Genomic DNA, 24,132 nt, shown 5'->3' with positions numbered 1-24,132 from the left:
ACGATGGTTCAAAAATCGACATCGGCCATTCTAGAAGGATTGGCCGATGCCGGCGTAGATTCCATAATCTGTGCCACCTTCGTACTTGTTCAGCGGCATGGCAAAATCAAGCCGCAGCGGGCCGAAAGGTGTGGCATATCGTATTCCGGCACCCGCACCGGCGCGGATATCGGAAAAACCGGGAAGGGTGCTGTCCGATACGGTGCCGACATCGATGAAGGGCACGATGCCGATCGTGTCGGTGATCTTGATGCGGGCTTCCAGCGACGTCGTGACGTAGGAGCGGCCGCCGGTGGGGTCGCCATTGTCGTTATAGGGCGAGATTTCCTGATAGCTGTATCCGCGCACCGAGCCGCCGCCGCCGGCAAAGAAGCGCTGTGTGGCGGGAATATTCTCGATGCCGCCGCCGCCGATCAGCACGCCGGCGGCGACCTTGCCGGCCAGCACCAGGCGGTCCTCTGCCCCGAAGGGCAGATAGCCGGAAATCGAGCCCTGGAAGGCCGCATAGGGCGTGGCATTGAAGATCTCGTAGCCGGGCTTGGCCGAAAATGTCGCGCGATAGCCTTCCGTCGGGTTGAACTTGTCGTCGCGGGCGTCGCGGTCATATTGCAGCGGCAGGGTGAAGGTCAGATAGTCGTTGGTGCCGAAGGCATCGTCGTCACGCTCCCAGCTGACCTCGCCGCTCGCCGAGACGGTGTCCCGGTCGGTCAGTTCGTAGGAGAGGCCGAGCGAGGCGGTGACGAGCGTCGCATTATAGGCATCCGGATTTTCGGTCTTGGCGACGATGCCGGCCTTCAGCGTGGCGGCGGGGAAGAAGGCGCCGGGCTTGGTGAAGAGGATCCCGGCGGAATAGTCGAGGCTGCCGACATCGGTGGTTTCGCCAAGCCGCGACACCGATCCTTCGATCCGCAGCGTCTCGGCTTCGCCGAACAGATTACGGTGGCCCCAATAGCCTTGAACCCCGAAGCCGTCGGTTGTGGAATATTGGGCGCCGACGCCGAAATAGCGCTGCTTGCCTTCGGACACCTCGATCGTCATCGGCAAAGTGCCGTCCGGCGCCAGCGCATCGGCTTCGTGAATGGTGACGCTCGAAAAGACGCCGAGGGCACGAAGCCGCTCGCCGGCTTTCTTCAGCGCTTCCGGCGAATAGGCTTCGCCCTTGTCGAGCCGGGAATAACGCTGGATGAACCCCGGCTTGACGGTCTTTTCGCCGGTGACGCCGACATCGCCGATCGGGGCGACCGGGCCGCCCTCGGCCGCAAGGACGATATCGACGGTGTCGCTTCTGTGGTCGGCGACGACCTTGCGTTCGGTCAGCTTGGCAAACGGCCGGCCCTCGCTCTTCAGTTGCTCGACGATCTTATCACCGGCCTTGATGATGACAAGCGAGCCGGCCTCGGCGCCCGGGGCGAGATCGTAATCGGCCGGATTGTGGTTTGCGGCATCGCCGCCGAACTGGACCTCCCGGACCTTGAAGACCGGGCCGGGCGCAATGTCGACGGTGACGGGGACCGGCCCGGACCGGTCGAAGGTCGGATTGGGCGGCAGGTCGTCGATATTTTTGCCGTCGATGGTGATCGTCACCACGCCGCCGTAACGGGCCTTTTCATAAAGGGTGGCGATCAGCCGCTCGCGATCGTCGCGCGCCTTGACGACGACGCCGAGATCGCCGGAGACCGGCTGCTTCTGGTCGCCCACCAGCCGCGAGCTATTTTGCAGCGCTTCTTTCAGGTCGGGATCGGCGGTGTCGGCTTTGAGGTCGACGCTATAGCGCACCGGATCGGGCACCTGCTGCGTTTCGTCCTCGTCCTTGCCGAAAATGGTGATGCCGAAAAGCTTGAAGGCGTAAGCGTCGCCGATCAGGACCGGTGAGAACGCAGCTGCCGCCGCGACCACCATCATGGTGCCTGTTCGCCGATACGCAATACCTGTTTTCGGGCCTGTCCCTCTAATCCGCATACGCCGCTTTTGGTTCGGTCTACAATGAAGCTTCGTTGCCCAGCCGTGAACAGCTTAGCGGCAAAATCGCGCGGGGTGTACCATTTTAAATTGCCAGCGCACTATTTCAGCACAAAAAATCCCGGATGTGTGTCCGGGATTTCCTGATTTGGCCGGTGTGCAACCGCTCTCAGCGCGGGCAGGTGTCGATATAGCGGCGGCCATAGCGGTCGCGATAGTAGCACTGGCCGGGCTGTTCGGCGACGCTGCCGATGAGGGCGCCGGAGACACCGCCGATAGCGGCGCCAACCGCTGCGCCACGAACGTCACCGGTGACCGCGCCGCCAATGACGGCACCTGAGGCCGCGCCGATGCCGGCGCCCTGTTGGGTCGGCGTACAGCTTGCGACCGACAGGCCGATCAATGCGAGTATGACAGCTTTTTTCATTTCTTTTCTCCTGGGTTGTCGCCCAATGGGCATAGGCCGTCCCTAGTCTTTTTTTGCCACGCTAGTGCGAAAACTATGTCGGAAGAAAGGGTTGTCCACTCTTGTGCCGATTTTTTTGCGATATGGACATGGTCGCCGCCGGACGGTTTTCACGAATTTCACGCGTCTCTACCGCATCGATTCGTTGATCCGCGCTTGCGTATTTTTTTATCTGGAATCATTCAAAAAACTGGGCCTTTTGCCGCAGTTGATGTTAAAGCAAAGGGTAAGCATTGACGCGCGGACGTCCGGTCGGCAAGAACGGCCGCGCGATACTGGAGCAGATGATGGATTTCGAAGCGTTTTTCAAAAACGAGCTGGACGGGCTTCATGCCGAGGGCCGTTACCGCGTTTTTGCCGATCTCGAGCGCCACCGCGGCAATTTTCCACGCGCGACGCGCTATACGGCCGATGGCGAAAAGGAAGTCACGGTCTGGTGCTCCAACGACTATCTCGGCATGGGCCAGAACCCGAAGGTGATCGAGGCGATGAAAAACGCCATCGACCACTGTGGCGCGGGTGCGGGAGGCACCCGGAATATTTCTGGCACCAACCACCATCACGTCATGCTCGAGCGTGAACTGGCCGATCTGCACGCCAAGGAGGCGGCGCTGATCTTCACCTCCGGCTATGTCTCCAACTGGGCAGCCCTCGGCACGCTCGGCGCCAAGATCCCCGGCCTGATCATCTTCTCCGACGCGCTGAACCATGCCTCGATGATCGAGGGCATCCGTCATGCCAAATGCGGCAAGGTGATCTGGAAGCACAATGACGTCGCCGATCTCGAAGCCAAGCTTAAGGCCGCCGATCCGAAGGCGCCGAAGCTGATCGCCTTCGAGAGCGTCTATTCGATGGACGGCGACATCGCCCCGATCAAGGAAATCTGCGACCTCGCCGACAAATACGGCGCCATGACCTATCTCGACGAGGTGCATGCGGTCGGCATGTACGGCCCGCGCGGCGGCGGCATTGCCGAGCGCGAGGGGCTGATGGACCGGCTGACCGTCATCGAAGGCACGCTCGGCAAGGCCTTCGGGGTGATGGGCGGCTATATCGCCGCTTCGGCCGCGCTTTGCGATTTCATCCGTTCCTTTGCCTCCGGCTTCATCTTCACCACGGCGCTGCCGCCGGCGCTGGCCGCCGGCGCCGTCGCTTCGATCCAGCACCTGAAGGTCAGCCAGTTCGAGCGGGCCCGTCATCAGGACCGGGTGCGCAAGCTCAGGGCGCTGCTCGACCAGAACGGCATTCCGCATGTGCCCAATCCGAGCCATATCGTGCCGGTGCTGGTCGGTGATGCGGCCAAGTGCAAGTGGATCTCCGACCTGCTGCTCGACAATTGCGGCGTCTACGTCCAGCCGATCAACTATCCCACCGTGCCGAAGAAGACCGAGCGGCTGCGCATCACCCCGACGCCGCTGCATTCGGATGCCGATATCGCCCATCTGGTCGAGGCGCTGCATTCGCTCTGGTCGCGCTGCGCGCTGGCAAGGCACGTCGCCTGATTTTTCGATTGACCACGCCTTAGTTCAGGACCTCCATCGAGGTCCTGACGGTGATGAGCCGTGCCCTTATGGGGCCGTGCCAACCTCCCCCACATGAATCAGTTCTCCGCTCGGCGCCGGCCTCGATGCAGATGATGCATCGCGACCGCCCGGGCCTGTGCGGCCGACAAACGTGAGAAAACCTTTTCTCACTTGACATCGCAGTTGGTAAAAGCTTTTCTCAAGCCACTTCAGAAGGAGTGATGCTCTGAACTTCACGGGAGGAAAAAGAGGCAGGATCACCATCCATGAGGTGGCGGCGGCTGCCGCGGTGAGCATCTCGACCGCGTCGAAGGCGCTCAACGACACCGGCCGGATGGGCGCGGAAACGCGCGAGCGGGTGAAGCGGATCGCCGGCGAAATCGGTTATCGGCCGAATGCGCTGGCAAGAGGGCTTCTCAGCAAGCGCAGCTTCACCATCGGGCTGCTGACCAACGACACTTACGGCCGTTTCACCTTGCCTGTGATGGCGGGTATTTCGGACGCGCTGGTCGACCATGGGGTTTCGGTATTCCTGTGCGCCATCGAAGACGATCCGGCGCTCGCCCAGATCCATGTCGATGCGATGCTCGACAAGCAGGTCGACGGCATCATCGCCACGGGAAAGCGGCTGGACCGCCGCCTGCCGGTCGATCTGTCGAACTTGCATGTGCCTGTCGTCTACGCCTTCACCGAGGGGACGCAGAACAGCGTTACCTTCCGCTCGGACGACGAACAGGGCGCGCGGCTGGCGGTGGAATGGCTGACCAAGGTCGGGCGGCGGCGGATCGCCCATATCACCGGGCCGGAGGATTTCTTTTCGGTGCGGGAACGCGCCGGCGCCTATCACGAGGTGGCCGGCCACCGCGAGCCGGTGCTCTACGGCGTCTGGTCGGAAAGCTGGGGTCATGAGGCGGTGGAGCAGCTCTGGAAGAGGCCGGGAGAAAAGCCAGACGCGCTGTTCTGCGGCAATGACCAGATTGCCCGTGGTGCCGCCGATGCGTTGCGCGAGCGCGGCGTCAAGGTGCCGCAGGATGTCTCGGTGATCGGCTTCGACAATTGGGAGATTGTCGCGGCCCAGACCCGGCCGCCGCTGACGACGGTGGACATGGAACTGAAGGAGCTCGGGCGGCAGGCCGGATTGACGGTGCTGGCGCTTGCGGAAGGCCGGCCTGTCGAGCCGGGAGTGAGGAAATTGCCGTGCCGGCTTGTCGTCCGGCAGTCATGCGGGGGTAAGACCCCCAATGAGTGAGACTAAGGGAATGAGACCAAGGGAATGAGCAGAGGCGCAGGGAATGAGACCAAGGGAATGAGCAGAGGCGCAGGGAGATGCGCCATATCGGGAGGAGTGTCATGATCAAGCGTCTATTGGCGGCGACCAGCATCGCTACCTTGTGCCTGTTTTCGGCGGCGTCGGCGGCTGAAAATGTCGAAATGTGGGTTCGTTCGGGCATCGGCGACGCCTTCAAGAAGGTCGTCGAAGCCTATAATTCCGGCCATGAGACCAAGGTCGTGATGACCGAGGTGCCGTTCTCCGAGCTGGTGCAGAAATATGCAACGGCGATCGCCGGCGGACAGGCGCCCGACGCCCTGTCGATGGATCTGATCTATAACCCCGCCTTTGCCGCGGCCGGCCAGCTTGAGGATCTGACGGACTGGGCGAAATCGCTGCCCTATTTCAACTCGCTGTCGCCGTCGCATGTCCGCCTCGGCACCTATCAGGACAAGATTTACGGCCTGCCGCTGTCGGTGGAGACGTCGGTCTTTGCCTGGAACAAGGACCTCTACAAGAAGGCCGGCCTCGACCCGGAAAAGGCGCCGGCCAACTGGGATGAAATCACCGCCAATGCCGAGAAGATCCGGGCGCTGGGTGACGATACCTACGGCTTCTATTTCTCCGGCGGCGGCTGCGGCGGCTGCATGATCTTCACCTTCACGCCGCTCACCTGGGGTGCCGGCGCCGATATCCTGTCGGCCGACAGCAAGACGGCGACGCTCGATACGCCGCAGATGCGCAAGGCCGTCGATATCTACCGCAACATGGTCAAGAAGGACCTGGTGCCGGCGGGTGCGGCCAGCGATACCGGCGCCAACTTCCTGACCTTCACCAACGGCAAGATCGGTCAGCAAAGCCTCGGCGCCTTTGCCATCGGCACGCTGGTCACCGAGCATCCGGATATCAATTTCGGCGTGACCCTCATCCCGGGCGTCGACGGCAAGCCTTCGTCCTTTGCCGGCGGCGATAATTTCGTCATCACCAAGGGCACCAAGAAGATCGACGCGGTGAAGGGCTTCCTCGAATATGTCTATTCGGAGGACGGCCAGAAGATCATGGCGAAGTACGGCAGCCTGCCGACGCGCGGCGATATTGCCGACAAGGTGCTGGAAGGTCTCGACCCGCGCATGCAGGTCGGCCTCAAGGCGATCAGTGTGGCCAAGACGCCCTATACGCTGCAGTTCAACGACCTGATCAACAGCGCCAACGGCCCTTGGGCAAGCTTTACCAACGCCGCGATCTTCGGCGACGATGTCGACGGCGCGTTTTCGAGCGCCCAGTCGGAAATGCAATCGATCATCGATAGCGGCCAGTAACTCTCCCCCGGCCGCGGCCGGGGAGCGGTGGCAGCTTCCCGGCCAATCCCAACCGACAGATGCGGAGCGTTTCGATGACCGATTCCGGTTCAGAGATCCTATTGCCTCGGCGCAGGCGACGGCGCCAATCGAATTGGCGCGGCCTTGCCTATATCGCGCCGGCCATGGCGCTGGTCATCGTCTTCTTCATCATGCCGGTGCTGTTCACCGGGTGGATGAGCCTGCACAACTGGCCGCTGATGGGGGCATCGCGCTGGATCGGCTTCAACAATTATTACCGCATGGTCAACGACACGCGCTTCGTGACGGCGCTGAATTTCACCGCCTATTATACGGTGATCGTCACCATCGCGATCTTCGCCGTCGCCTTTCCGCTCGCCATCTTCGTCGAGAAGGAGCGGCAGTTCGTCAGCGCCTATCGCACCGTCATCTTTCTGCCCGTCGTCGTCGGGCTGGCCACCGCCTCGCTGCTCTGGGTCTGGCTTGCCAATGTCGATAGCGGCTTCATCGGCCCGGCCCTGAAAGCCCTCGGTCTTGTCGAAAAGAGCCCCAATCTGCTGGCGACTTTCGACACCGCCTTTCTGACTGTTGTGGTGATGGTCGTCTGGAAGATCGCCGGCTTCACCATGATCATTCTTCTGACGGGGCTGCAGGCCATTCCGTCCGAGCTGACGGAGGCCGCCCGCATCGACGGCGCCGGTCGCTGGCAGCGTTTCCGGCATCTGACGCTGCCGCTGATGCGCAAGACGATCGCGCTGGCACTGATCGTCTCCGTCACCGGCTCGATCCTTGCCTTCGACCAGTTCTACATCATGACCTCGGGCGGGCCGCAGAACAAGATGATCTCGGTGGTCTACTACATCTTCAACCAGTCCTTCGTGTCGTTCAATCTCGGTTATGGCGCGGCACTGTCGATCGTGCTGCTCGCCATCCTGGTGGCGATCAGCATCGTGCAGCTCTGGCTGCTGCGGGTCGGGGAGGAGCGTCCATGATCACCTCAAGAAAACGCCGTGCCCGCAAGGCCTTCCGCGTGAAATCGGCCTATCATCTCAGCGGCATCGCCATCTCGATCTTCTTCCTGGCGCCGTTTGCGATCACGCTGCTCGCCTCCTTCCGGCAAGGGACCGAAGCCAGCCTGCCGCCGCTGCCGCCGTGGCCGACATCGGGCGTCAGCTTCGATGCCTATGCGTTGCTCGATACGTTCGGCGCCGGCATCTGGCGGCACATGATCAATTCGCTGTTGGTCTCGGTCGCCACCGTGGTGCTGACCGTCGCCGTCAGCCTGCTCGCCGGCTACGGCTTCTCGCGCTATCGGTTCCCGATGAAGAATGCGCTCTTCGTGCTGATCATCGCCACGCTGATGATCCCGTTCCAGTCGATCCTGACGCCGCTCTTCATCATCCTGGCCAAGCTCGGCCTCAACAATTCGCTGATCGGGCTGACGCTCGTCTATGTGACGCTGCAGCTGCCCTTCTCGGTCTTCATGATGCGCAACGCCTTCGATGCGGTGCCGAAGGAAATCGAAGAGGCGGCCCGCATCGACGGCGCCCGCGATCTCAGGCTTCTCGCCCGCGTTCTGCTGCCGCTGGTGCTTCCCGGTGTGGCGACGGTGGCGATCTTTGCCTTCCTCAATGCCTGGAACGAGTTTCTCGCCGCACTGGTGCTGCTCTCCAGCAATGAGAAATACACCCTGCCGGTGCTGATGACGGCGGTTCGCGCCGGGCGGCTCGGCGCCATCAACTGGGGAGCGGTGCAGGCCGGCGTCGTCGTCATGACGATCCCTTGCCTGATCGTCTTCCTGCTCCTGCAACGCTACTACATGCGCGGGCTGATGGCCGGCGCGGTGAAATAACCCTAGGGAAAGTGGAACCCATGACCAAATCAAGCAACGACCGCCAGTTTCGTCCCGTCGCCGTGCCCGATGTCGAGCTCGGCGGCTTCTGGGGCAAATGGCAGGACGCCGTCTGCAATTCCACCGCCGAGACCCTGCTCGACCGCTGCGTCGAGGCCGGCATGCTGAAGGCGATCGATGTCTCCCAGCCGAGCCCCGGCGTCGTCATTCCCATTCAGCCCTGGGGCGGGACGACGCAGATGTTCTGGGATTCCGATCTCGGCAAATCGATCGAGACCATCGCCTATTCGCTCTATCGCCGGCCGAACCCGAAGCTGGAGGCGCGTGCCGATGAGATCATCGACATGTATGAGAGGCTGCAGGACAAGGACGGCTATCTCAACGCCTGGTTCCAGCGCGTCGAGCCCGCCCGCCGCTGGACCAATCTGCGCGACCATCACGAGCTTTATTGCGCCGGCCATCTGATGGAAGCCGCGGTCGCCTATTACCAGGCGACCGGCAAACGCAAGCTGCTCGATATCATGTGCCGCTTTGCCGATTACATGATCACGATCTTCGGCCATGGCGAAGGTCAGTTCCCCGGCTATTGCGGTCACGAGGAAGTCGAGCTGGCGCTGGTCAAGCTTTCCCGCGTCACCGGCGAGAAGAAATATCTGGAGCTGTCGAAATTCTTCATCGACGAGCGTGGCACCGAGCCGCATTTCTTCACGGCCGAAGCCGCTCGCGACGGCCGGAGCGCTGCTGACTTCCATCAGAAGACCTATGAGTATGGCCAGGCGCATCAGCCGGTGCGCGAGCAGACCAAGGTCGTCGGCCATGCGGTGCGCGCCATGTACCTCTATTCGGGGATGGCCGATATCGCCACCGAATATAGGGACGACAGCCTGACGGCGGCGCTGGAAACGCTCTGGGACGATCTGACCACCAAGCAGATGTATATCACCGGCGGCATCGGCCCGGCCGCCTCCAACGAAGGCTTCACCGACTATTACGACCTGCCCAATGATACGGCCTATGCGGAGACCTGCGCCTCCGTCGGCCTGGTCTTCTGGGCAAGCCGCATGCTCGGGCGCGGGCCTGACCGGCGCTACGCCGACATCATGGAACAGGCGCTTTATAACGGCGCGCTTCCCGGCCTTTCCACCGACGGCAAGACCTTCTTCTACGACAATCCGCTCGAAAGTGCGGGCAAGCACCACCGCTGGAAATGGCACCATTGCCCCTGCTGCCCGCCGAATATCGCCCGGCTGGTGACCTCGATCGGCTCCTATATGTATGCCGTTGCCGATGATGAGATCGCCGTGCATCTCTATGGCGAAAGCACCGCCCGGCTGAAGCTTGCCAACGGCGCCGAAGGCGAGCTGGAGCAGGCCACCAACTATCCCTGGGATGGGGCCGTCGTCTTTACCACCAGGCTGAAGACGCCCGCGAGATTCGCGCTGTCGCTGCGCATTCCCGATTGGGCTGAAGGGGCGACCCTCAGCGTCAATGGGGAAATGCTCGATCTCGCCGCCACTGTCCGGGATGGATATGCCAGGATCGATCGTCAATGGAACGATGGCGATCGTGTCGCCCTCCACCTGCCGCTGGCATTGCGCCCGCAATATGCCAATCCGAAGGTGCGCCAGGATGCCGGCCGCGTCGCACTGATGCGTGGGCCCCTGGTCTATTGCGTCGAAACCACCGACAATGGCGAGGATCTCAACGCCATCATCCTGCCGCGTGAGCTTCCGGCCGCCGAAACCATCGTGCTGAAGGATCTCAACGATGCCGTCGCCCTCGATCTCAAGGTCGAGCGCGAGGAGACGTCGAACTGGGGAACACCGCTCTACCGCAATGCGCCGGCCGAAAGGCAGGTCGCCACCGCGCGTTTCGTGCCCTATCATCTCTGGGACAACCGCGCGCCCGGAGAGATGCTCGTCTGGGTCCAGTCGGACAAGTAGGTCGTTTGGGGATGACGAACGGTATGGCTAACAAGAGCGTCGTGCTCCAGGACGTGCGAAAAAGCTATGGCAATCTGCAGGTGGTCCACGGGATCGACCTGACGATCGAAGAGGGCGAATTCGTCGTCTTCGTCGGCCCGTCCGGCTGCGGAAAATCGACGCTGCTTCGGATGATCGCCGGTCTCGAGGACGTGACCGACGGCGAGGTCGAGATCAAGGGACGCATGGTCACCGATCTCGATCCGTCCGAGCGCGGCATCGCCATGGTCTTCCAGTCCTATGCGCTCTATCCGCATATGAGCGTGCGCGACAATCTGGCCTTCGGGCTGAAGATGGCGCGCACCCAGCCGGCCGAGATCGAGACCCGGGTGAAGGCGGCCTCCGCCATCCTGAAGATCGATCATCTTCTCGACCGGCGGCCAGGACAGCTTTCCGGTGGCCAGCGCCAGCGTGTGGCGATCGGCCGGGCGATCGTGCGCAAGCCCGATGTCTTCCTGTTCGACGAGCCGCTGTCCAATCTCGATGCGGAACTCAGGGTGTCGATGCGCATCGAGATCGCCCGCCTGCACCGCGAGCTCGGCAACACGATGATCTACGTCACCCATGACCAGACCGAGGCGATGACGCTCGCCGACAAGATCGTCGTGCTGCGCGACGGCCGTGTCGAGCAGGCCGGAACGCCAAGGCAGATCTACGAAGATCCCGCCAATACCTTCGTGGCGGGCTTCATCGGCTCGCCGAGGATGAACCTCTTGAATGCCCGCTGGGGCGAGGGCGGAGTGGTCGAGGTCGCCGGCTCCCGCATCGAAACCGCCTTAATCAGCACGGGCCGGCCGGCCGGAGGCGCGGTGACGCTCGGTCTGCGGCCGGAGCATCTGAAGGTGGCGCCGGATCGGTCGGGCAAGCTGACGGCCACGGTCGATTTTTCGGAATATCTCGGGGGAACGCAATATCTCTATTGCCAGCTTGCCGACGGTCAGTCGCTGACCGTCGAGCACCGCTCACCGATCAGCATCGCGGCAGGCAAGCAGGTCGGCCTGCTGTTCGAACCGTCGGATTGCCGGTTGTTCGATGAGGCTGGCAACCGGCTGCGGTAAGCTTCAGCCGGCGATCTCCAGTTTCATCAGCTCCGCAGCCCTCTGCCGGGCCTGCCTGTCGGCGTCGAAGACTTCGTCCATCTCGGCGGCCGGCGGCAGGCCGGCCAGATCGTCCATGACCCTCTCGGTGATCTCGGCGATGGCGAGGAACGGCAGCCGTCCTTCGATGAAGGCTTCGAGCGCCACTTCCTTGGCCCCGTTCAACACGGCGCCCTGAACGCCGCCGCGCGTCATCGCCAGGCGCGCCAGCCGCAAGGCCGGAAACCGCAGCTCATCCGGCGCCTCGAAATCCAGCCGGGCGAGCCTGGCGAAATCCAGCCGCTCGATCGGCAGGTTCGGCCGGCGCGGAAAGGACAGGGCGTAACCGATCGCGGTGCGCATATCGGGGGCGCCGAGCTGGGCCAGCACCGATCCATCGCTATAGCCGACCATCGAATGGATGATCGATTGCGGATGGATGATGACTTCGATCTGCTCGGGCGTGAGGCTGAAAAGATGCCGGGCTTCGATTATCTCCAGCGCCTTGTTGAACATCGAAGCGCTGTCGATCGAGATCTTCAGGCCCATCGACCAGTTCGGGTGGGCGCGCGCGGTCTCCGCCGTCACACCGGCCATTTCCTTCAGCGAGGCGGTGCGGAAGGGCCCGCCCGAGGCCGTCAGCACCACACGCTCGATGGCATGGCGCTGGTTTTCCTCCAGCACCTGGAAAATCGCATTGTGCTCGCTGTCGACGGGAAGCAGCTTGCCGCCGCCTTTGCGGATGGCGCTGATGAACAGATCGCCGGCCGAAACCAGGCATTCCTTGTTGGCAAGGGCGATATCGGCGCCGCGCCTTGCTGCTGCCAGCGTCGGCGCCAGGCCCGCGGTGCCAACGATTGCCGCCATCACCCAGTCGGCCTCGCGATCGGCCGCTTCCATCAGGCCGGATTTTCCGGATGCGACCGCGATGCCGCTGCCGGAAAGCGCGCTTTTCAGCGCTTCGTAATGCCGGTCGCTTGCCGTCACCGCCATCCCAGCGCCTGACAACTTCGCCTGCCGGGCCAGCAATTCGACGTTGCCGTTGCCGGTCAGCACGGAGATTTCGAAGTTCTCCCGCCCGCCCAGGTGATCGACGACATTGAGGGTGTTCTGGCCGATCGAGCCTGTCGAGCCGAAGATGCTGAGGCGCCGCGGCGCGGTTTTGCCGGTCATTATCTGCAATTTCGCGAAGGTTTTTCTCGTAGGCTCAGGCTCTACTAGGCTTTGACGGGGGCGGCAAGTGTGCGGTGCAGCAGATTTCGGGCGTCGTGGGGTTTACAGAGCGGCGGCTGGATGTGATCCTTGTGACCTTGCTGGCGGATTCGAAATTCGTCGCGCCGTTCACGGTTGCATGGCAATTCGGGGCGCTACGGCGTCCTTCGGAAACAGGCATTAAGGTGCCGCCGGCCTTCCGGCCAAAACATTAAAACCGAGGAAGAACCGGGACGGGCGGCTTGGCCGCAATCCCTCATCGCGTTCGCTGCGAGCGCATTCATGTGCGCTGCAGTCCTGTGTCCGTGGAAATGTTGGATTTCATGACGATATTCAAAACAGCCAGCCTTCTCTTCGCCGTCCTGCTCTCGCTCGCCTCGGCGGCAAGGGCGGATGATCTGCTGATCTGGTCGCCGGCCAAACTCTCCGACCGATCCTACAAGGCGACGATGGGTTTTCGCCTGGCGGCCGAATGGGAAACCAGCGCCGGTGCCGATATCGCGCTCGCCTCGACCAAGGGCGGGGCGCCGCTGCCCGATTCCGAACAGGCGATGCTCTGGGGCAGGATCGTCAGAACGAGTGTCACGCCATCAGGCCAATCGCAGCGGGGCGCAAGGATCAGCGTCGATACGCTGCGCGGCAGCGGCGCGCTGACGCTCAGCCGCTCCCGCAGCTGGATCCTGTCGGATTCGCTCGACATGCAGTCGAGCCGGTCGATCAGCGTGCAATATGATGCGGTTGATATCAAACAGGCCTCGGTGACGGCGTCGCAGGCGCTGAAGCTGATCCATCCCTGGACGGGCACCTCGCTTTCGGCCGGTGCCGGTATCAGCAACGCCAGCGGCGATTTTTCCAGTTCGGTTGCCGTCAACCAGGCGATCCTGCCGAACCTTAATCTCGATGCCTCGGTCAGCAATCCGTTTTCGGCGGATGAGGCCGGCAGCGTCAATCTGCGTTTTCGCCTCAACTGGTAAAGCATGTCGCGCAAAAGTGTGCCGCGGTTTTCCCAGGCAAAGCGCGAAGCGCTTTTGCGGCAACGATATGCGAGAAAATAAAAAGCTAAAGCACAAGGCGCGAATCTGAAAGATCGCGACGCGCTTTAGCGGCCCTGAAACCAAATCCCGCCGACGGGCGTTTCCTTCGCAGGTTTGACGCCCGGATATTGAGGAGAAACGGATCATGGTTTTCAAGGAACAGACATTCCACGGGCTCGAGCCCGAGATGGAAGCGGAAATCTCCAATCGCGCATCCGTCGAAGCGGCCGTCGCCAATGCGCTGGCAATTGCCGGCGGCATCGATGCATCGGATGTCGAAGTGACGATGGAGAACGATCAGATCGTGCTGACCGGTACGGTCGGCACCGTCGGCGAGATCGAACGGGCGACCGCGGTTGCCAGGGCTGTCGAAGGCGTGCATGCGGTGCAGAACCGGATCCTGCTCGGCGGGCCTCCGATCAATGAGCGACATTGATGCATCGTCATCTCTCACTCAACCGCTCATCCGGTCAACCGGCGAAGCGCTCGACCAGGAAGGACGAACCGGCCAGCCGATCGGTCTTCTGCAGGGCACCCGTCACCTGCGGCTGATAGGCGATGGCAAGCAGCACGGCGCCTGATGGCGACATAGGCGATTGCCAAAAGAGTCATCTTGATACGCATGACGCTTACTCCTTTCGCGAATAACGCGGCCGTTATGGCGAAGTTCCGCGTGACGAAATCAGATGAAAAGCCCGGCCGATCAGCCGGGCTTCGTGCGTGGATCGCCTATCGGCAGACCCTGGTTTCCTTGATGACCGTATGGCCATGGCGGCGGATCTTTTCCGTCTTGGTAAAGCAGTCGCGGGACACGTAACGCCGACGCATGTCGTGGCGGTAGTAGGGGCTGTGATGGCGGTAATAGGGACGTTCCGAATCACGGTAGTAGGGGCGCTCATCACCCGTGGTGATCGTCACACTGGCCGCCTGCGATGGCATTGCGGAAAAGATGGATGCGGCAGCGAGTGTGCAGGCAAGGATAATCTGTTTCATGACAAGCCTCTCTTTCTCAGTTGCTCACGGGAGCAACTTGTTGGTCAGGGGAGGAACTCGCCGGAAGCGCTGTCGGTTCAATCACATAGCGTTACCGATTGTGTCGAACAGAAACCTTTGCGGCCGCGGATCGTTACCGCTGATGACCAGCCGGAGGCATCGAGAATGGGACCGATTGCAAGGATCATCGCCATCGTCGCCGGACTTGCCGGCGGCACGGTGTTTTCACAGGCGCCGGAATTTGCCCAGCAATACCGCCAGCGGATCGGCGGCGCGATCGACGAACTCAGCGTCATCGTCGAAGATTTTAACAGACAGGCCGCCGAGCACCACCTCGATCGCCAGCAGGCGCTGAACACCTATGCGCAATCCTCCGACGATTTCCTGCGCGACCGCGGCGTCTCTATGCAAAGCACGATCTCGCGCTACGAAACGCTGCTGTCGCAGCAGCTGAAACTTGGCACCGCCGCCCCGGTCGCCAAACCCTTCGTGCTGCTCCGCGAGCCGGACGATGTCGTATTCGCCAACACCTGGCGGGACTTTGTGCCGGGTGTGCCGGTCAGCTTCGCAGGTCTTGTCTGGGGTGCGATTGGTTTTGTCGGTGGGTGGGTTGCGGCGGCGCTGTTGGGATTGGGGGCGTGACGCGCGGTGAGGACACGGCGAGCCGACGGCTCCGCAATGTGATGATGAGACTAGCCAAGCTTTGGAAGACGATTTAGCTGCCGACGGCCGCCAGTTTTTGGAGAGGATCTGCGAAGGGCGCTATAAGCCAGCCGCCTTTCGCAATGCATCGTTCATCCTTGACTGCCAACCTTTGCCAGTGGCCTTGTAAAACTGGATGATATCGGCATCGAGACGAATGTTCAGGGGTTGCTTCGGGTTGTCCAGCTTGGGTCGACCGCGGGCTGCAATGGCCCTTTCCATCTTTTCGGCAACCTCAGGAAATGCCTCCTTGAAGGGCTTGGCGTTTGCCATCTCTGTCTTGGACAGAGGGGGATTGTCGGAGACGGCATCCCAATCCTCCTTGGAGTAGCCGCGGCCAGGCTGGAACTGCGTCGTTTTCCGGGCTTTGATAATCATCGGATCATGCTCCTTTCGTCCTTGCGGGCGGGGCGCATTGAAATGATCGAAAGCGCCTCAGAGCCCAGATTTACGAAGATTGCGACGATCGTTCCGTCAGCGAGGCGGCCTATGGCCTTGGATCGCCCATCTTTGGCGGGAACGACAACGGAAGACAGGAAGAACTCGAAAGTCAGATCGGCGAAATCGAGGCCATGTTTCTCGATATTGGCAATCCGCTTCGGTTCGTCCCATACGATCTCCATTAAGTGTATCTACAATAATTCAATGCCACGGACAACAATTAATGTGGATACAGCGAGACGCGTCTGCAGATCGTATGCGAACATGACCTTGAAGGCATCATCGCGAAAGACCGCAACAGCCCGTATCTCAGCGGGCCGCCTCGGCGACTGGGTGACGATCAAATGCGTCCAGAGCGATAGCTTTTTGATCGTTGGGTATTAGAAGGCGGACAGCATCATTCGGCGGCATTGGGCGGCTGCTACTCGCCGCGGGCAAGGGAAACGAGCTCATCTATGTCGGAGGAGTGGGGACCGGCATCAATGAGCGTTCCACAGGTAAGCTCCGGCAGCAGTTGGACAAGCTGATCATTGGCAAACTCGCTGTCGGTACCGGATGGAATCGAAACGCAGTCTTTATCGATCCGAAGCTTGTTGCGGAGATTGAATATCGGGCGTGGACGCATGACGGCAAGCTGCGGCATGCCTCATACAAGGGGCTGCGGGAGGTGCAGGATAACGCTGCGGTTTGTCAGCTGGAATGCGAAGCCGCGTTCAGCCACACACAATCGAGGCGGCATAGGCATCGCTGTGAGAAAGGAAACAACCATGCAACGAGCGATTCCGAACACAGTTATGCACCTCTGCTTTGAGGCCATTTTGCTCCTGGCAGTTATTGGCCTCAAGCCAGCAGCCGCTACCCCTAAATGTCCTCCCCAAAGTGAACTGCTGGCCCAGGCGGAGGTCGTGGTTCAGGCTCGTGTGAAGTCGCTGTCGATGGGAGAATCAGGTTTGCTAGCGGCGGATCCCAACGTTCCGACCCGGATGATACGGATCGATTTGGAAATCACGCGGGTTATCAAAGGCAAATACCCACGCAAGGAAGCGACCGTGTACGGGGCAGCCTTTCCCCCAGGCCCTTTCATGGAACTGGCCAAAATGGCGTTGATTACCGGCCTCGGTGGTGACGACACGTTCGAATGGGAACTTTCACGGAACGAACTAGGTTCTGGATTGGAGTTCTATTCGATGAACAACTGCAGCTATTACAAGTTCCGGGATGATTTATTTCCCCGCTAATCGTCGGCTTCACACCATATCAAAATTCATGCCGACCCGCCCACGTTGCCGTCTTCATCAAGACTGTGCACCGGGAAATAGGTGTTCTTCTGTATAGGTGTCGACCAAACCAGCTCGTGCAGCTCTTGTCGCGTCAAAATGCGCTTCAGTTCCTCCGGAGTCGGCTCATCCATCATCTTGCTCGCTCGTTATGACCATTCTCCCGGCATTTGCCACGATACCCAGAAGATCAGCTTGGATACTTGGCTTGTTTGGGTCGATGCTTACTCCGTTCCATTCGGGATTGAATGTCTTGCGACTGTATTCGGCCTATTGTCTTGGCCGCGCATCTCCATGGCACTCTGCAAGCTTTGCGCTGGCCTTAAGCAATTGAAAAAATGGTGATCCCGACGCGATTCGAACGCGTGACCCCCAGATTAGGAATCTGGTGCTCTATCCTGCTGAGCTACGGGACCACTGAAGCCATGCATACAAAAGGCTTGGCGCGAAGCCAAGCCTTAATTGTTGTCAGGCGCCCAGGCGTTGTTCGGCCAGGCGGACCCAGTAGGAGATGCCGTGGGCGATGGCGTCGTCGTTGAAGTCGTAGGCCGGATTGTGCAGGCCGGCGCTGTCGCCGTTGCCGATGAAGATGAAGGCGCCGGGGCGGGCGTTCAGCATGTAGGAGAAATCCTCGCCGCCCATCATCGGGTCGATCTCGGCGTTGACGTTGCCCTCGCCGGCAATGGCGCTGGCGGTGGCGACCGCATGCTCGGTTTCATCGGGATGGTTGATGGTGACGGGGTAATTGCGGTTGAAGCCGATCTCGGCCTCGGCGCCGTGGGCGGCGGAGATGCCCTCGACGATCTGGCGGAACCGCGTCTCGGCAAGCGTGCGCACCTCCGGGTCGAGGGTGCGCACCGTGCCGGCGAAGGTCGCATCGTTCGGGATGACATTATGGGCGAAACCGGCATTGAACTTGGTCACCGAGACGACGACCGAGCTGATCGGATCGGCGGTGCGCGAGGCGATCATCTGCAGGTTGGCGACGATCTGGGCGCCGATGGCGATCGGGTCGATCGTCCGGTGCGGCTGGGCGGCGTGGCCGCCGCGGCCCTTGATGGTGACGGTGAATTCGTCGGTCGCCGCCATGATCGCGCCCTTGCGGGTGGCGAACTGTCCCACCGGCAGGCCCGGCAGATTGTGCATGCCGTAGACCTCTTCGATGCCGAAGCGCTCCATCATGCCGTCCTTGACCATCAGGTTGCCGCCGCCGCCGCCTTCTTCGGCGGGCTGGAAGATGACGGCGATGTTGCCGTTGAAGTTGCGCGTCTCGGCCAGGTATTTCGCGGCGCCGAGCAGCATGGCGGTGTGGCCGTCATGGCCGCAGGCATGCATCTTGCCCGGCGTCTTCGAGGCCCAGGGCTTGCCTGATATTTCGGTCAGCGGCAGGGCGTCCATGTCGGCGCGCAGGCCGACAGTGCGGCGGCCCTCGCCCTTGCCTCTGATCAGGCCGACGACGCCGGTGCGGCCAATGCCGGTGACGATCTCGTCGACGCCGAATTCCTTGAGTTTTTCAGCGACGAAGGCGGCCGTGTTCTCAACCGCGAAGAGGAGCTCGGGCCGGGCGTGAATATGGCGGCGCCACTCGGCGACTTCGTCCTGCAATTCGGCGGCTCTGTTCAAAATCGGCATGTTGGCGTTCCTGTTATGAAATCCCGGCAGTCTTTCATCGCATCACAAGGGCGTGAGGCGGGGGGTGAGGAGGCTGGGGCGTGAGCCTGTGGAAATTACTTAGTCAATGACCTTTGCCATGTCATAGCCATATAGGCTAAATAGGGGAAGGTTTCGAGATTTTCCTGATATCCGAAGGACGAACTGTGTCGACGAGCCACTTCCGTTTGTTTGCCGTTTTGCGGCCGTTGCGTTTCGTGGTCGCTGCGACTGCCGGTTTTCTTGCCGCGATTCCCCTTGCCCAGGCCAATCCGCATATTCTCGTCGATGTGCAGACCGGCCGCGTGCTCGAGCATGAAGAAGCCTTCCGCAAGTGGTATCCGGCCTCGCTTACCAAGCTGATGACCGTCTACACCGTGTTCGACGCCATCCGCGCCGGCCAGATCAGCCTCGATACGCCTGTCGTCATGAGCAAGCGCGCCGCCGCGCAGCCGGCCGCCAAGATGTATTTCAAGCCGGGCCAGAAGCTGACGCTCGATAGCGCGCTGAAGATCCTGATGGTGAAATCGGCCAACGACATTGCCGTCGCGGTCGCCGAAGCCATCGGCGGCACGCAGGAAGGCTTCGTGACGCGGATGAACGGCGAGGCGCTGAAGCTCGGCATGACGGATTCGCATTTCGTCAATCCGAACGGCCTGCCGGGCAAGGGGCAGTATACGACGGCGCGCGATCTTGCCGTGCTGACCGTGGCGCTGCGCCGCGATTTTCCGCAATATGCCTCTTATTTCGCGCTTGAGGGTTTCACCAACGGCCAGCAGAACGTGCCGAGCCTCAACATGCTGATCGGCCGCTTCGCCGGCGCCGACGGCATGAAGACCGGCTTCATCTGTGCCTCGGGCTTCAACCAGATCGGTTCGGCGACCCGCAACGGCCGCACCATCGTCTCGGTCGTGCTCGGCACCGACAGCCTGGCGGCGCGCGCCGATGCGACGGCGAACCTTCTGCAGAAAGGTTTCACCGCGCAGTTTCCCGGCAATGAGACGCTCGGTTCGCTGCGGCCCTACGGGCAGGGACAGGACCAGGTGACCGACATCTCCGCCGACATCTGCAGCGCCAAGGGCGCCAAGATACGCAGCGAAACGCGCGACGAAGTCGGCCGCATGAAGGTGCAGTCGCCCTATATCCTGGAAATGGACCACGATCCGCGGTTCGTCTTTGCCGGCCTCATTCCCGGTCAGGATCCGCAGCCGGCGCAGCAGCCGGAAAAAGTGGCGACCGGCGATACGGCCGGAGGCATCGCCAACGTGCCGGTGCCGATGCCGCGCCCGACATCTTTCTAAGATCATATTTCAAGGTCGAACGACATGAGCGCGCTCAACGACAGGATTCCGGTCACTATCCTGACCGGCTTTCTCGGTGCCGGCAAATCGACGCTGCTCAACCGCATCCTCAAAGATCCCGCAATGAAGGATGCGGCCGTCATCATCAATGAATTCGGCGATGTCGGCATCGATCATCTCCTGGTCGAAAGCTCCGGCGATTCGATTATCGAGCTGTCAGACGGCTGCCTCTGCTGCACCGTGCGCGGCGAGCTGGTGGATACGCTGGCAAATCTGATGGATGCCGTGCAGACGGGCCGCGTCAAGCCAGTGAAGCGCGTCGTTATCGAAACGACCGGCCTTGCCGATCCCGCCCCGGTCATGCAGGCGATCATGGGCAATCCGGTCATCGCCCAAAATTTCGAACTCGATGGTGTCGTGACCGTTGTCGATGCGGTGAACGGGCTGCAAACCCTCGACAATCACGAGGAAGCACGCAAGCAGGCGGCGGTCGCCGACCGGCTGATCGTCTCGAAGAAGGCGATGGCCGAGGCAACCGACGAGCTGGAAAAGCGCCTGCGGGCGCTCAATCCGCGGGCCGCGATGATGGATGCCGACAGCACTGAGGCCGGCAGCGCCGCGGTGCTGGTCAACGGGCTCTACGATCCGGCGACGAAGATTGCCGATGTCGGCCGCTGGCTGCAGGACGAGGATGCGCACGAGGCACATCACGATCACAACCACGGTCGTGATGGAGATCACGACCACGGCCACGCCCATAACCAGGGTGGGGATCACCACGGCCACCACCATCATGATCATCACCACCATGATCATGATGGCGATCATGCGCATCAGGACCCGCACGACGTCAACCGTCACGATGCCTCGATCCGCTCCTTCTCGATTATCGAGGAGAAGCCGATCGATCCGATGGCGCTCGACATGTTCATCGATCTCCTGCGCTCGGCCCATGGCGAGAAGCTGCTCCGGATGAAGGCGATCGTGTCCGTCTCCGATCGGCCGGACCGGCCGCTGGTGCTGCATGGGGTGCAAAGCATCTTCCATCCGCCGGTGCGGCTTGCCGCCTGGCCGGACCCGAAAGACCGGCGCACGCGCATGGTGCTGATCACCAAGGATCTGCCGGAAGCCTTCGTCAAGGATTTGTTCGACGCCTTCCTCGGCAAGCCGCGCATCGACATGCCGGATCGGGCGGCGCTATCCGACAATCCGCTCGCCATTCCAGGTATGCGGATTTAGAGCAAGAACTGCTTCGCACCTTTTGCGGAATTGCTCAGCGCTTGCGGATCAGGAAGCGGTGGCCGGTTTCGGTCTTTTCGGTCTCGACCAGTTCGTGGCCGTCCTCATTGCAGAAATGCGGCATGTCGATCACCGCCAGCGGATCGGTGGTGTCGACGCGGATGAACGTGCCGCTTGCCATGGCGGCAAGCTTTTTGCGTGTCTTGATCACGGGGAAGGGGCATTTCAGGCCGCGAAGATCGTAGAGAACGGGGTCCAAGCCGTTCAGTTCCGCGCCCAGAATTTCCAGAACGGCTTCTTTGCCGCGGCCTCAGCGGTTTCCTGCGGTTCGGGCGCCATATAGGCCAGCGGATTCGGCATCGGCACCGGCACGGCCACGGGCGTCGCGGCGGCGACTGCCATTGGCTGGGCCTGCGCCTGCGGCTGGGCAGCGGCTGCAGGCGTGGCGCCCGGCGCTGATTTGGCGGTAAGGCCCTGGGCGGTGCGCTTGGCCATCAGGTCTTCGAGTTCGGCGACCTTGACCATGCGGCCGGCTTCGAGCGAGGTGCCAGTCGGGGCATAAGCGAGTTCGCGGCCCTTGCGCGTTTTGGCGACCACGGCCTTGCGCTCGGCTTCGGACGGATCGTACCAGGCCATGCCGTCGAATTTGCTCATCGCCTTGGCGTAGTCGGCATCATAGGTCTTGCCGTAGGAGGCAAGGGCGGCCGTCAGCGCCGGCGGCGTCGACATGGCAGGGCATTTGCCGGCGGCATTGAAGGCGCCGCCATCGGTTACCTGCTGGTTGAAGACGTATTTCTTCTCGCAGACGGCCACCTCGGGCGGGCGCTTCGTCACTTCGAAATTGTCGTAGCCGACCTTCAGCATCTTCCAGAAGTCGTAATTGCTGTCGAGGCGATGCTTGACCATGTTTTCCGCCGTCATGCGGAAGGGGAAGGCCTGCAGTTGCACGGTCGCCTGGCCGCCCTTGAAGGCGTCGCGGGCAAAGGCGTAAATTTCAAGCACCTGCTGGTCGGTCATCGAATAGCAGCCGGAGGACGAGCAGGCGCCATGGATCATCAGATCGGAGCCGGTGCGGCCGTTCGCCGCGTCGTAGCGGTTCGGGAAGCCGGTGTTGATCGCCAGATAATATTTGGAATTGGGGTTCAGGTTGGCGCGCGTCAGGTCGTAGAAACCTTCCGGCGCCTGCCGGTCGCCGGTCTTGACCTTCGGGCCGAGACGGCCGGACCAGGCGCAGATCTTGTAGTCGGCGATCTTGTCGAAACGGTTGTCGGTCTTCGCCTTCCAGATCTCCATGGCACCTTCCTCCTTGAAGATGCGGATCATGATCGGCGAGTTGCGGTCCATGCCCTTGGCGGACATGGCGGTAAGGATATGGGCAGGAAGCGGCTGCTCGACCTTGTTCTTGACCTTGGAGAGATCGACCTGCGCGGTTTCCAACGCGTCATTGCAGCCGGTCAGAGCCAGCGCCATGAGGGAAACATAGGCAAAATAACGTATGCGCATCCAAATAGCCCATAAAGATAATGCGACCCGGTCCGCCTATGGAGTTCGGGCATCAGACGGAATCATAGGCGGCTTATACTTTATAAATCCTTACCAGCCTATGACGTGCCCTGAACATCCCCGCAAGCGCGAATGCTACAGATAATATCAATGTGGCCAAGATTTGGCCCCAATCGGTGAAAGCCGAATTTGTCTCGGACATGATGCCGAAAAGTATCAGCGCTTTTCCGCGGCTTTAGAGCATGATGCCGAAAAGTGTGCGCGGTTTTCGGACGACATCATGCTCCAACTCTTTAATGTAGAACAGGATTCAGATTTTAGGCCAACCGGGCCTAAAATCATCCTGTTCTAAAGATTGCGGCCCATATTGAGGAACTTCTGGCGCCGCTCGTTGCGCAGCTGTTCGCCCGAACGCGAGGCCATTTCGCCGAGCGCATTGGCGATCATGTCGCCGGTCGCGGCGATGACGCTGTCGGGATCGCGATGCGCGCCGCCGAGCGGCTCGGAAATGATGCCGTCGATGACGCCGAGCGCTTTCAGGTCTTCGGCGGTGATCTTCATATTGGTCGCCGCCTCCCGGGCGCGGGTGGAATCGCGCCAGAGGATGGAGGCGGCGCCTTCCGGCGAGATCACGCTGTAGATCGAATGCTCGAGCATATAGACCTTGTTGCCGGTGGCAATCGCGATCGCGCCACCGGAGCCGCCCTCGCCGATGACGACGGAAACCAGCGGAACCTTGACGCCGAGGCACATTTCCGTCGAGCGGGCGATCGCCTCGGCCTGGCCGCGCTCTTCGGCGCCGACGCCGGGATAGGCGCCCGCCGTATCCACCAGCGAAATCACCGGCAGGCCGAAACGATCGGCCATTTCGAGAATGCGGATCGCCTTGCGGTAGCCTTCCGGCCGGGGGCTGCCGAAATTGTGCTTCAGGCGGGTCTTGGTGTCGTTGCCCTTTTCCTGGCCGACGACGGCCACGGGCTGGCCGCGGAAGCGGGCAAGGCCGGCCTGGATCGCCGCATCCTCGGAAAATTTGCGGTCGCCGGCGAGCGGCGTGAATTCCTGGAACAGCGTCTTGGCGTAGTCGACGAAATGCGGGCGCTGCGGATGGCGGGCGACCTGGGTCTTCTGCCAGGGATTGAGCTTGGAATAGATTTCGAGGATCGCCTCACGGACGCGAACCTCCAGCCTGCCGATTTCATCGGTGGTGTCGATGCTCTCGTCTTCCGATGCGAGCTTCTTCAGCTCGATGATCTTGCCTTCGAGGTCGGAGATCGGCTTTTCGAAGTCGAGATAATTGTGCATGAGGTGCGTTTCCGTTCCTTGTGCCCGGGGC

At 61.5% G+C, this 24,132-nt stretch carries 24 protein-coding genes, 1 tRNA gene and 2 pseudogenes; 15 read left to right on the top strand and 12 right to left on the bottom strand.

Annotated features, from left to right (window positions below; all coding sequences use genetic code 11):
* Positions 1-30: 30 nt before the first annotated feature.
* Together AMK05_RS20720 and AMK05_RS20715 are read right to left on the bottom strand one after the other, a co-directional pair.
* Positions 31-1,959 (bottom strand): autotransporter assembly complex protein TamA, encoded by a 1,929-nt coding sequence (locus AMK05_RS20720; protein WP_171899810.1) that lies wholly within the window; start codon positions 1,957-1,959, stop codon positions 31-33.
* Between the two features lie 169 nt (positions 1,960-2,128).
* Positions 2,129-2,386, bottom strand: coding sequence for a YMGG-like glycine zipper-containing protein (locus AMK05_RS20715; RefSeq protein WP_064840936.1), 258 nt, complete (start codon positions 2,384-2,386; stop codon positions 2,129-2,131).
* Positions 2,387-2,712: 326 nt separating this feature from the next.
* On the opposite strand from AMK05_RS20715, the gene hemA reads away from it, so the two are divergent.
* From hemA to AMK05_RS20680, 7 genes and pseudogenes are all read left to right on the top strand, one after another.
* A complete protein-coding gene (gene hemA, locus AMK05_RS20710) occupies positions 2,713-3,927 on the top strand; it encodes a 5-aminolevulinate synthase (RefSeq protein ID WP_064841473.1) in 1,215 nt (404 codons plus the stop codon).
* A 192-nt stretch (positions 3,928-4,119) separates the two neighbouring features.
* Positions 4,120-5,197 (top strand): annotated as a pseudogene (locus tag AMK05_RS20705) (LacI family DNA-binding transcriptional regulator).
* A 101-nt stretch (positions 5,198-5,298) separates the two neighbouring features.
* Positions 5,299-6,537, top strand: coding sequence for an ABC transporter substrate-binding protein (locus AMK05_RS20700; RefSeq protein WP_064840934.1), 1,239 nt, complete (start codon positions 5,299-5,301; stop codon positions 6,535-6,537).
* A gap of 74 nt (positions 6,538-6,611) precedes the next feature.
* A complete protein-coding gene (locus AMK05_RS20695) occupies positions 6,612-7,529 on the top strand; it encodes a carbohydrate ABC transporter permease (RefSeq protein ID WP_064840933.1) in 918 nt (305 codons plus the stop codon).
* The gene (locus tag AMK05_RS20690; protein ID WP_064840932.1) at positions 7,526-8,389 is read left to right on the top strand and encodes a carbohydrate ABC transporter permease; all 864 of its coding nucleotides are present in this window, start codon (positions 7,526-7,528) and stop codon (positions 8,387-8,389) included. Before AMK05_RS20695 ends, AMK05_RS20690 begins: the two co-directional genes overlap by 4 nt.
* Before the next feature lie 20 nt (positions 8,390-8,409).
* Entirely contained in the window at positions 8,410-10,332 is a 1,923-nt protein-coding gene (locus AMK05_RS20685) for a glycoside hydrolase family 127 protein (protein ID WP_064840931.1), read from the top strand.
* 11 nt (positions 10,333-10,343) lie between these two features.
* The gene (locus AMK05_RS20680; protein WP_064840930.1) at positions 10,344-11,429 is read left to right on the top strand and encodes an ABC transporter ATP-binding protein; all 1,086 of its coding nucleotides are present in this window, start codon (positions 10,344-10,346) and stop codon (positions 11,427-11,429) included.
* Positions 11,430-11,432: 3 nt separating this feature from the next.
* On the opposite strand, the gene dxr is transcribed toward AMK05_RS20680, so the two are convergent.
* Complete coding sequence (gene dxr, locus AMK05_RS20675; protein WP_064841472.1) at positions 11,433-12,623, bottom strand: 1-deoxy-D-xylulose-5-phosphate reductoisomerase; 1,191 nt, start codon at positions 12,621-12,623, stop codon at positions 11,433-11,435.
* Positions 12,624-12,694: 71 nt separating this feature from the next.
* Here dxr and AMK05_RS34695 point away from each other — a divergent pair, with 71 nt between their 5' ends.
* The 3 genes from AMK05_RS34695 (at position 12,695) to AMK05_RS20665 (ending at position 14,129) form a co-directional block, all read left to right on the top strand.
* The gene (locus tag AMK05_RS34695; protein ID WP_065092533.1) at positions 12,695-12,874 is read left to right on the top strand and encodes a hypothetical protein; all 180 of its coding nucleotides are present in this window, start codon (positions 12,695-12,697) and stop codon (positions 12,872-12,874) included.
* A 108-nt stretch (positions 12,875-12,982) separates the two neighbouring features.
* A complete protein-coding gene (locus AMK05_RS20670) occupies positions 12,983-13,633 on the top strand; it encodes a hypothetical protein (protein ID WP_064841471.1) in 651 nt (216 codons plus the stop codon).
* A gap of 205 nt (positions 13,634-13,838) precedes the next feature.
* Positions 13,839-14,129, top strand: a complete 291-nt coding sequence (locus AMK05_RS20665) for a BON domain-containing protein (protein WP_064840929.1) — start codon at positions 13,839-13,841, stop codon at positions 14,127-14,129.
* A 293-nt stretch (positions 14,130-14,422) separates the two neighbouring features.
* Here AMK05_RS20665 and AMK05_RS20660 read toward each other — a convergent pair whose 3' ends face one another.
* Complete coding sequence (locus AMK05_RS20660; protein ID WP_064840928.1) at positions 14,423-14,686, bottom strand: hypothetical protein; 264 nt, start codon at positions 14,684-14,686, stop codon at positions 14,423-14,425.
* Positions 14,687-14,851: 165 nt separating this feature from the next.
* On the opposite strand from AMK05_RS20660, the gene AMK05_RS20655 reads away from it, so the two are divergent.
* A complete protein-coding gene (locus tag AMK05_RS20655; RefSeq protein WP_064840927.1) occupies positions 14,852-15,328 on the top strand; it encodes a DUF2937 family protein in 477 nt (158 codons plus the stop codon).
* 120 nt (positions 15,329-15,448) lie between these two features.
* Here the strand turns inward: AMK05_RS20655 and AMK05_RS20650 are convergent, their stop codons facing one another.
* Together AMK05_RS20650 and AMK05_RS20645 are read right to left on the bottom strand one after the other, a co-directional pair.
* Positions 15,449-15,766, bottom strand: a complete 318-nt coding sequence (locus AMK05_RS20650; protein WP_064840926.1) for a BrnA antitoxin family protein — start codon at positions 15,764-15,766, stop codon at positions 15,449-15,451.
* A complete protein-coding gene (locus AMK05_RS20645) occupies positions 15,763-16,011 on the bottom strand; it encodes a BrnT family toxin (protein WP_064840925.1) in 249 nt (82 codons plus the stop codon). Before AMK05_RS20645 ends, AMK05_RS20650 begins: the two co-directional genes overlap by 4 nt.
* A 63-nt stretch (positions 16,012-16,074) precedes the next feature.
* Between AMK05_RS20645 and AMK05_RS33510 the strand changes: the two are divergent.
* Together AMK05_RS33510 and AMK05_RS20635 are read left to right on the top strand one after the other, a co-directional pair.
* Positions 16,075-16,640, top strand: a pseudogene (locus tag AMK05_RS33510) (hypothetical protein); the annotation flags it as partial.
* Complete coding sequence (locus AMK05_RS20635) at positions 16,597-17,067, top strand: hypothetical protein (protein WP_171899809.1); 471 nt, start codon at positions 16,597-16,599, stop codon at positions 17,065-17,067. The pseudogene AMK05_RS33510 and the gene AMK05_RS20635, both read left to right, overlap by 44 nt.
* A 26-nt stretch (positions 17,068-17,093) precedes the next feature.
* Here AMK05_RS20635 and AMK05_RS35305 read toward each other — a convergent pair whose 3' ends face one another.
* The 3 genes from AMK05_RS35305 to AMK05_RS20625 form a co-directional block, all read right to left on the bottom strand.
* Positions 17,094-17,243: a hypothetical protein gene (locus AMK05_RS35305; RefSeq protein WP_171899808.1), complete on the bottom strand. Its 150-nt coding sequence runs from the start codon at positions 17,241-17,243 to the stop codon at positions 17,094-17,096.
* Between the two features lie 202 nt (positions 17,244-17,445).
* Positions 17,446-17,522, bottom strand: a tRNA-Arg gene (locus AMK05_RS20630).
* A gap of 52 nt (positions 17,523-17,574) precedes the next feature.
* A complete protein-coding gene (locus AMK05_RS20625; protein WP_064840923.1) occupies positions 17,575-18,738 on the bottom strand; it encodes a M20 aminoacylase family protein in 1,164 nt (387 codons plus the stop codon).
* Positions 18,739-18,923: 185 nt separating this feature from the next.
* On the opposite strand from AMK05_RS20625, the gene AMK05_RS20620 reads away from it, so the two are divergent.
* Together AMK05_RS20620 and AMK05_RS20615 are read left to right on the top strand one after the other, a co-directional pair.
* Entirely contained in the window at positions 18,924-20,057 is a 1,134-nt protein-coding gene (locus tag AMK05_RS20620) for a D-alanyl-D-alanine carboxypeptidase family protein (protein ID WP_064840922.1), read from the top strand.
* A gap of 24 nt (positions 20,058-20,081) precedes the next feature.
* A complete protein-coding gene (locus AMK05_RS20615; protein ID WP_064840921.1) occupies positions 20,082-21,296 on the top strand; it encodes a CobW family GTP-binding protein in 1,215 nt (404 codons plus the stop codon).
* A gap of 34 nt (positions 21,297-21,330) precedes the next feature.
* On the opposite strand, the gene AMK05_RS20610 is transcribed toward AMK05_RS20615, so the two are convergent.
* The 3 genes from AMK05_RS20610 to AMK05_RS20600 form a co-directional block, all read right to left on the bottom strand.
* Positions 21,331-21,555, bottom strand: a complete 225-nt coding sequence (locus AMK05_RS20610) for a sulfurtransferase TusA family protein (RefSeq protein ID WP_064840920.1) — start codon at positions 21,553-21,555, stop codon at positions 21,331-21,333.
* Between the two features lie 5 nt (positions 21,556-21,560).
* Positions 21,561-22,799: a L,D-transpeptidase family protein gene (locus AMK05_RS20605; RefSeq protein WP_064840919.1), complete on the bottom strand. Its 1,239-nt coding sequence runs from the start codon at positions 22,797-22,799 to the stop codon at positions 21,561-21,563.
* A 348-nt stretch (positions 22,800-23,147) separates the two neighbouring features.
* On the bottom strand, positions 23,148-24,101 hold the full coding sequence (locus AMK05_RS20600) for an acetyl-CoA carboxylase carboxyltransferase subunit alpha (protein ID WP_064840918.1): 954 nt from the start codon (positions 24,099-24,101) through the stop codon (positions 23,148-23,150).
* Positions 24,102-24,132 lie beyond the last annotated feature (31 nt).

This window comes from Rhizobium sp. N324, from assembly GCF_001664485.1.
In the GTDB taxonomy this organism is placed as follows: Bacteria; Pseudomonadota; Alphaproteobacteria; order Rhizobiales; family Rhizobiaceae; genus Rhizobium.
This window is presented reverse-complemented; position numbering and strand designations above follow the sequence as displayed.

What these genes read in the sequence shown, in the direction of transcription:
- AMK05_RS20605 (WP_064840919.1), bottom strand. Translation starts at nt 22,799, where the DNA reads ATGCGCATACGTTATTTTGCCTATGTTTCCCTCATGGCGCTGGCTCTG.
- AMK05_RS20635 (WP_171899809.1), top strand. Translation starts at nt 16,597, where the DNA reads ATGCAACGAGCGATTCCGAACACAGTTATGCACCTCTGCTTTGAGGCC.
- AMK05_RS20715 (WP_064840936.1), bottom strand. Translation starts at nt 2,386, where the DNA reads ATGAAAAAAGCTGTCATACTCGCATTGATCGGCCTGTCGGTCGCAAGC.
- AMK05_RS20655 (WP_064840927.1), top strand. Translation starts at nt 14,852, where the DNA reads ATGGGACCGATTGCAAGGATCATCGCCATCGTCGCCGGACTTGCCGGC.
- AMK05_RS20700 (WP_064840934.1), top strand. Translation starts at nt 5,299, where the DNA reads ATGATCAAGCGTCTATTGGCGGCGACCAGCATCGCTACCTTGTGCCTG.
- AMK05_RS20665 (WP_064840929.1), top strand. Translation starts at nt 13,839, where the DNA reads ATGGTTTTCAAGGAACAGACATTCCACGGGCTCGAGCCCGAGATGGAA.
- AMK05_RS20600 (WP_064840918.1), bottom strand. Translation starts at nt 24,101, where the DNA reads ATGCACAATTATCTCGACTTCGAAAAGCCGATCTCCGACCTCGAAGGC.
- AMK05_RS20615 (WP_064840921.1), top strand. Translation starts at nt 20,082, where the DNA reads ATGAGCGCGCTCAACGACAGGATTCCGGTCACTATCCTGACCGGCTTT.
- AMK05_RS20695 (WP_064840933.1), top strand. Translation starts at nt 6,612, where the DNA reads ATGACCGATTCCGGTTCAGAGATCCTATTGCCTCGGCGCAGGCGACGG.
- AMK05_RS20660 (WP_064840928.1), bottom strand. Translation starts at nt 14,686, where the DNA reads ATGAAACAGATTATCCTTGCCTGCACACTCGCTGCCGCATCCATCTTT.
- hemA (WP_064841473.1), top strand. Translation starts at nt 2,713, where the DNA reads ATGGATTTCGAAGCGTTTTTCAAAAACGAGCTGGACGGGCTTCATGCC.
- AMK05_RS20690 (WP_064840932.1), top strand. Translation starts at nt 7,526, where the DNA reads ATGATCACCTCAAGAAAACGCCGTGCCCGCAAGGCCTTCCGCGTGAAA.
- AMK05_RS20650 (WP_064840926.1), bottom strand. Translation starts at nt 15,766, where the DNA reads ATGATTATCAAAGCCCGGAAAACGACGCAGTTCCAGCCTGGCCGCGGC.
- AMK05_RS20685 (WP_064840931.1), top strand. Translation starts at nt 8,410, where the DNA reads ATGACCAAATCAAGCAACGACCGCCAGTTTCGTCCCGTCGCCGTGCCC.
- AMK05_RS35305 (WP_171899808.1), bottom strand. Translation starts at nt 17,243, where the DNA reads ATGATGGATGAGCCGACTCCGGAGGAACTGAAGCGCATTTTGACGCGA.
- AMK05_RS20720 (WP_171899810.1), bottom strand. Translation starts at nt 1,959, where the DNA reads ATGCGGATTAGAGGGACAGGCCCGAAAACAGGTATTGCGTATCGGCGA.
- AMK05_RS20625 (WP_064840923.1), bottom strand. Translation starts at nt 18,738, where the DNA reads ATGCCGATTTTGAACAGAGCCGCCGAATTGCAGGACGAAGTCGCCGAG.
- AMK05_RS20670 (WP_064841471.1), top strand. Translation starts at nt 12,983, where the DNA reads ATGACGATATTCAAAACAGCCAGCCTTCTCTTCGCCGTCCTGCTCTCG.
- AMK05_RS20680 (WP_064840930.1), top strand. Translation starts at nt 10,344, where the DNA reads ATGACGAACGGTATGGCTAACAAGAGCGTCGTGCTCCAGGACGTGCGA.
- AMK05_RS20645 (WP_064840925.1), bottom strand. Translation starts at nt 16,011, where the DNA reads ATGGAGATCGTATGGGACGAACCGAAGCGGATTGCCAATATCGAGAAA.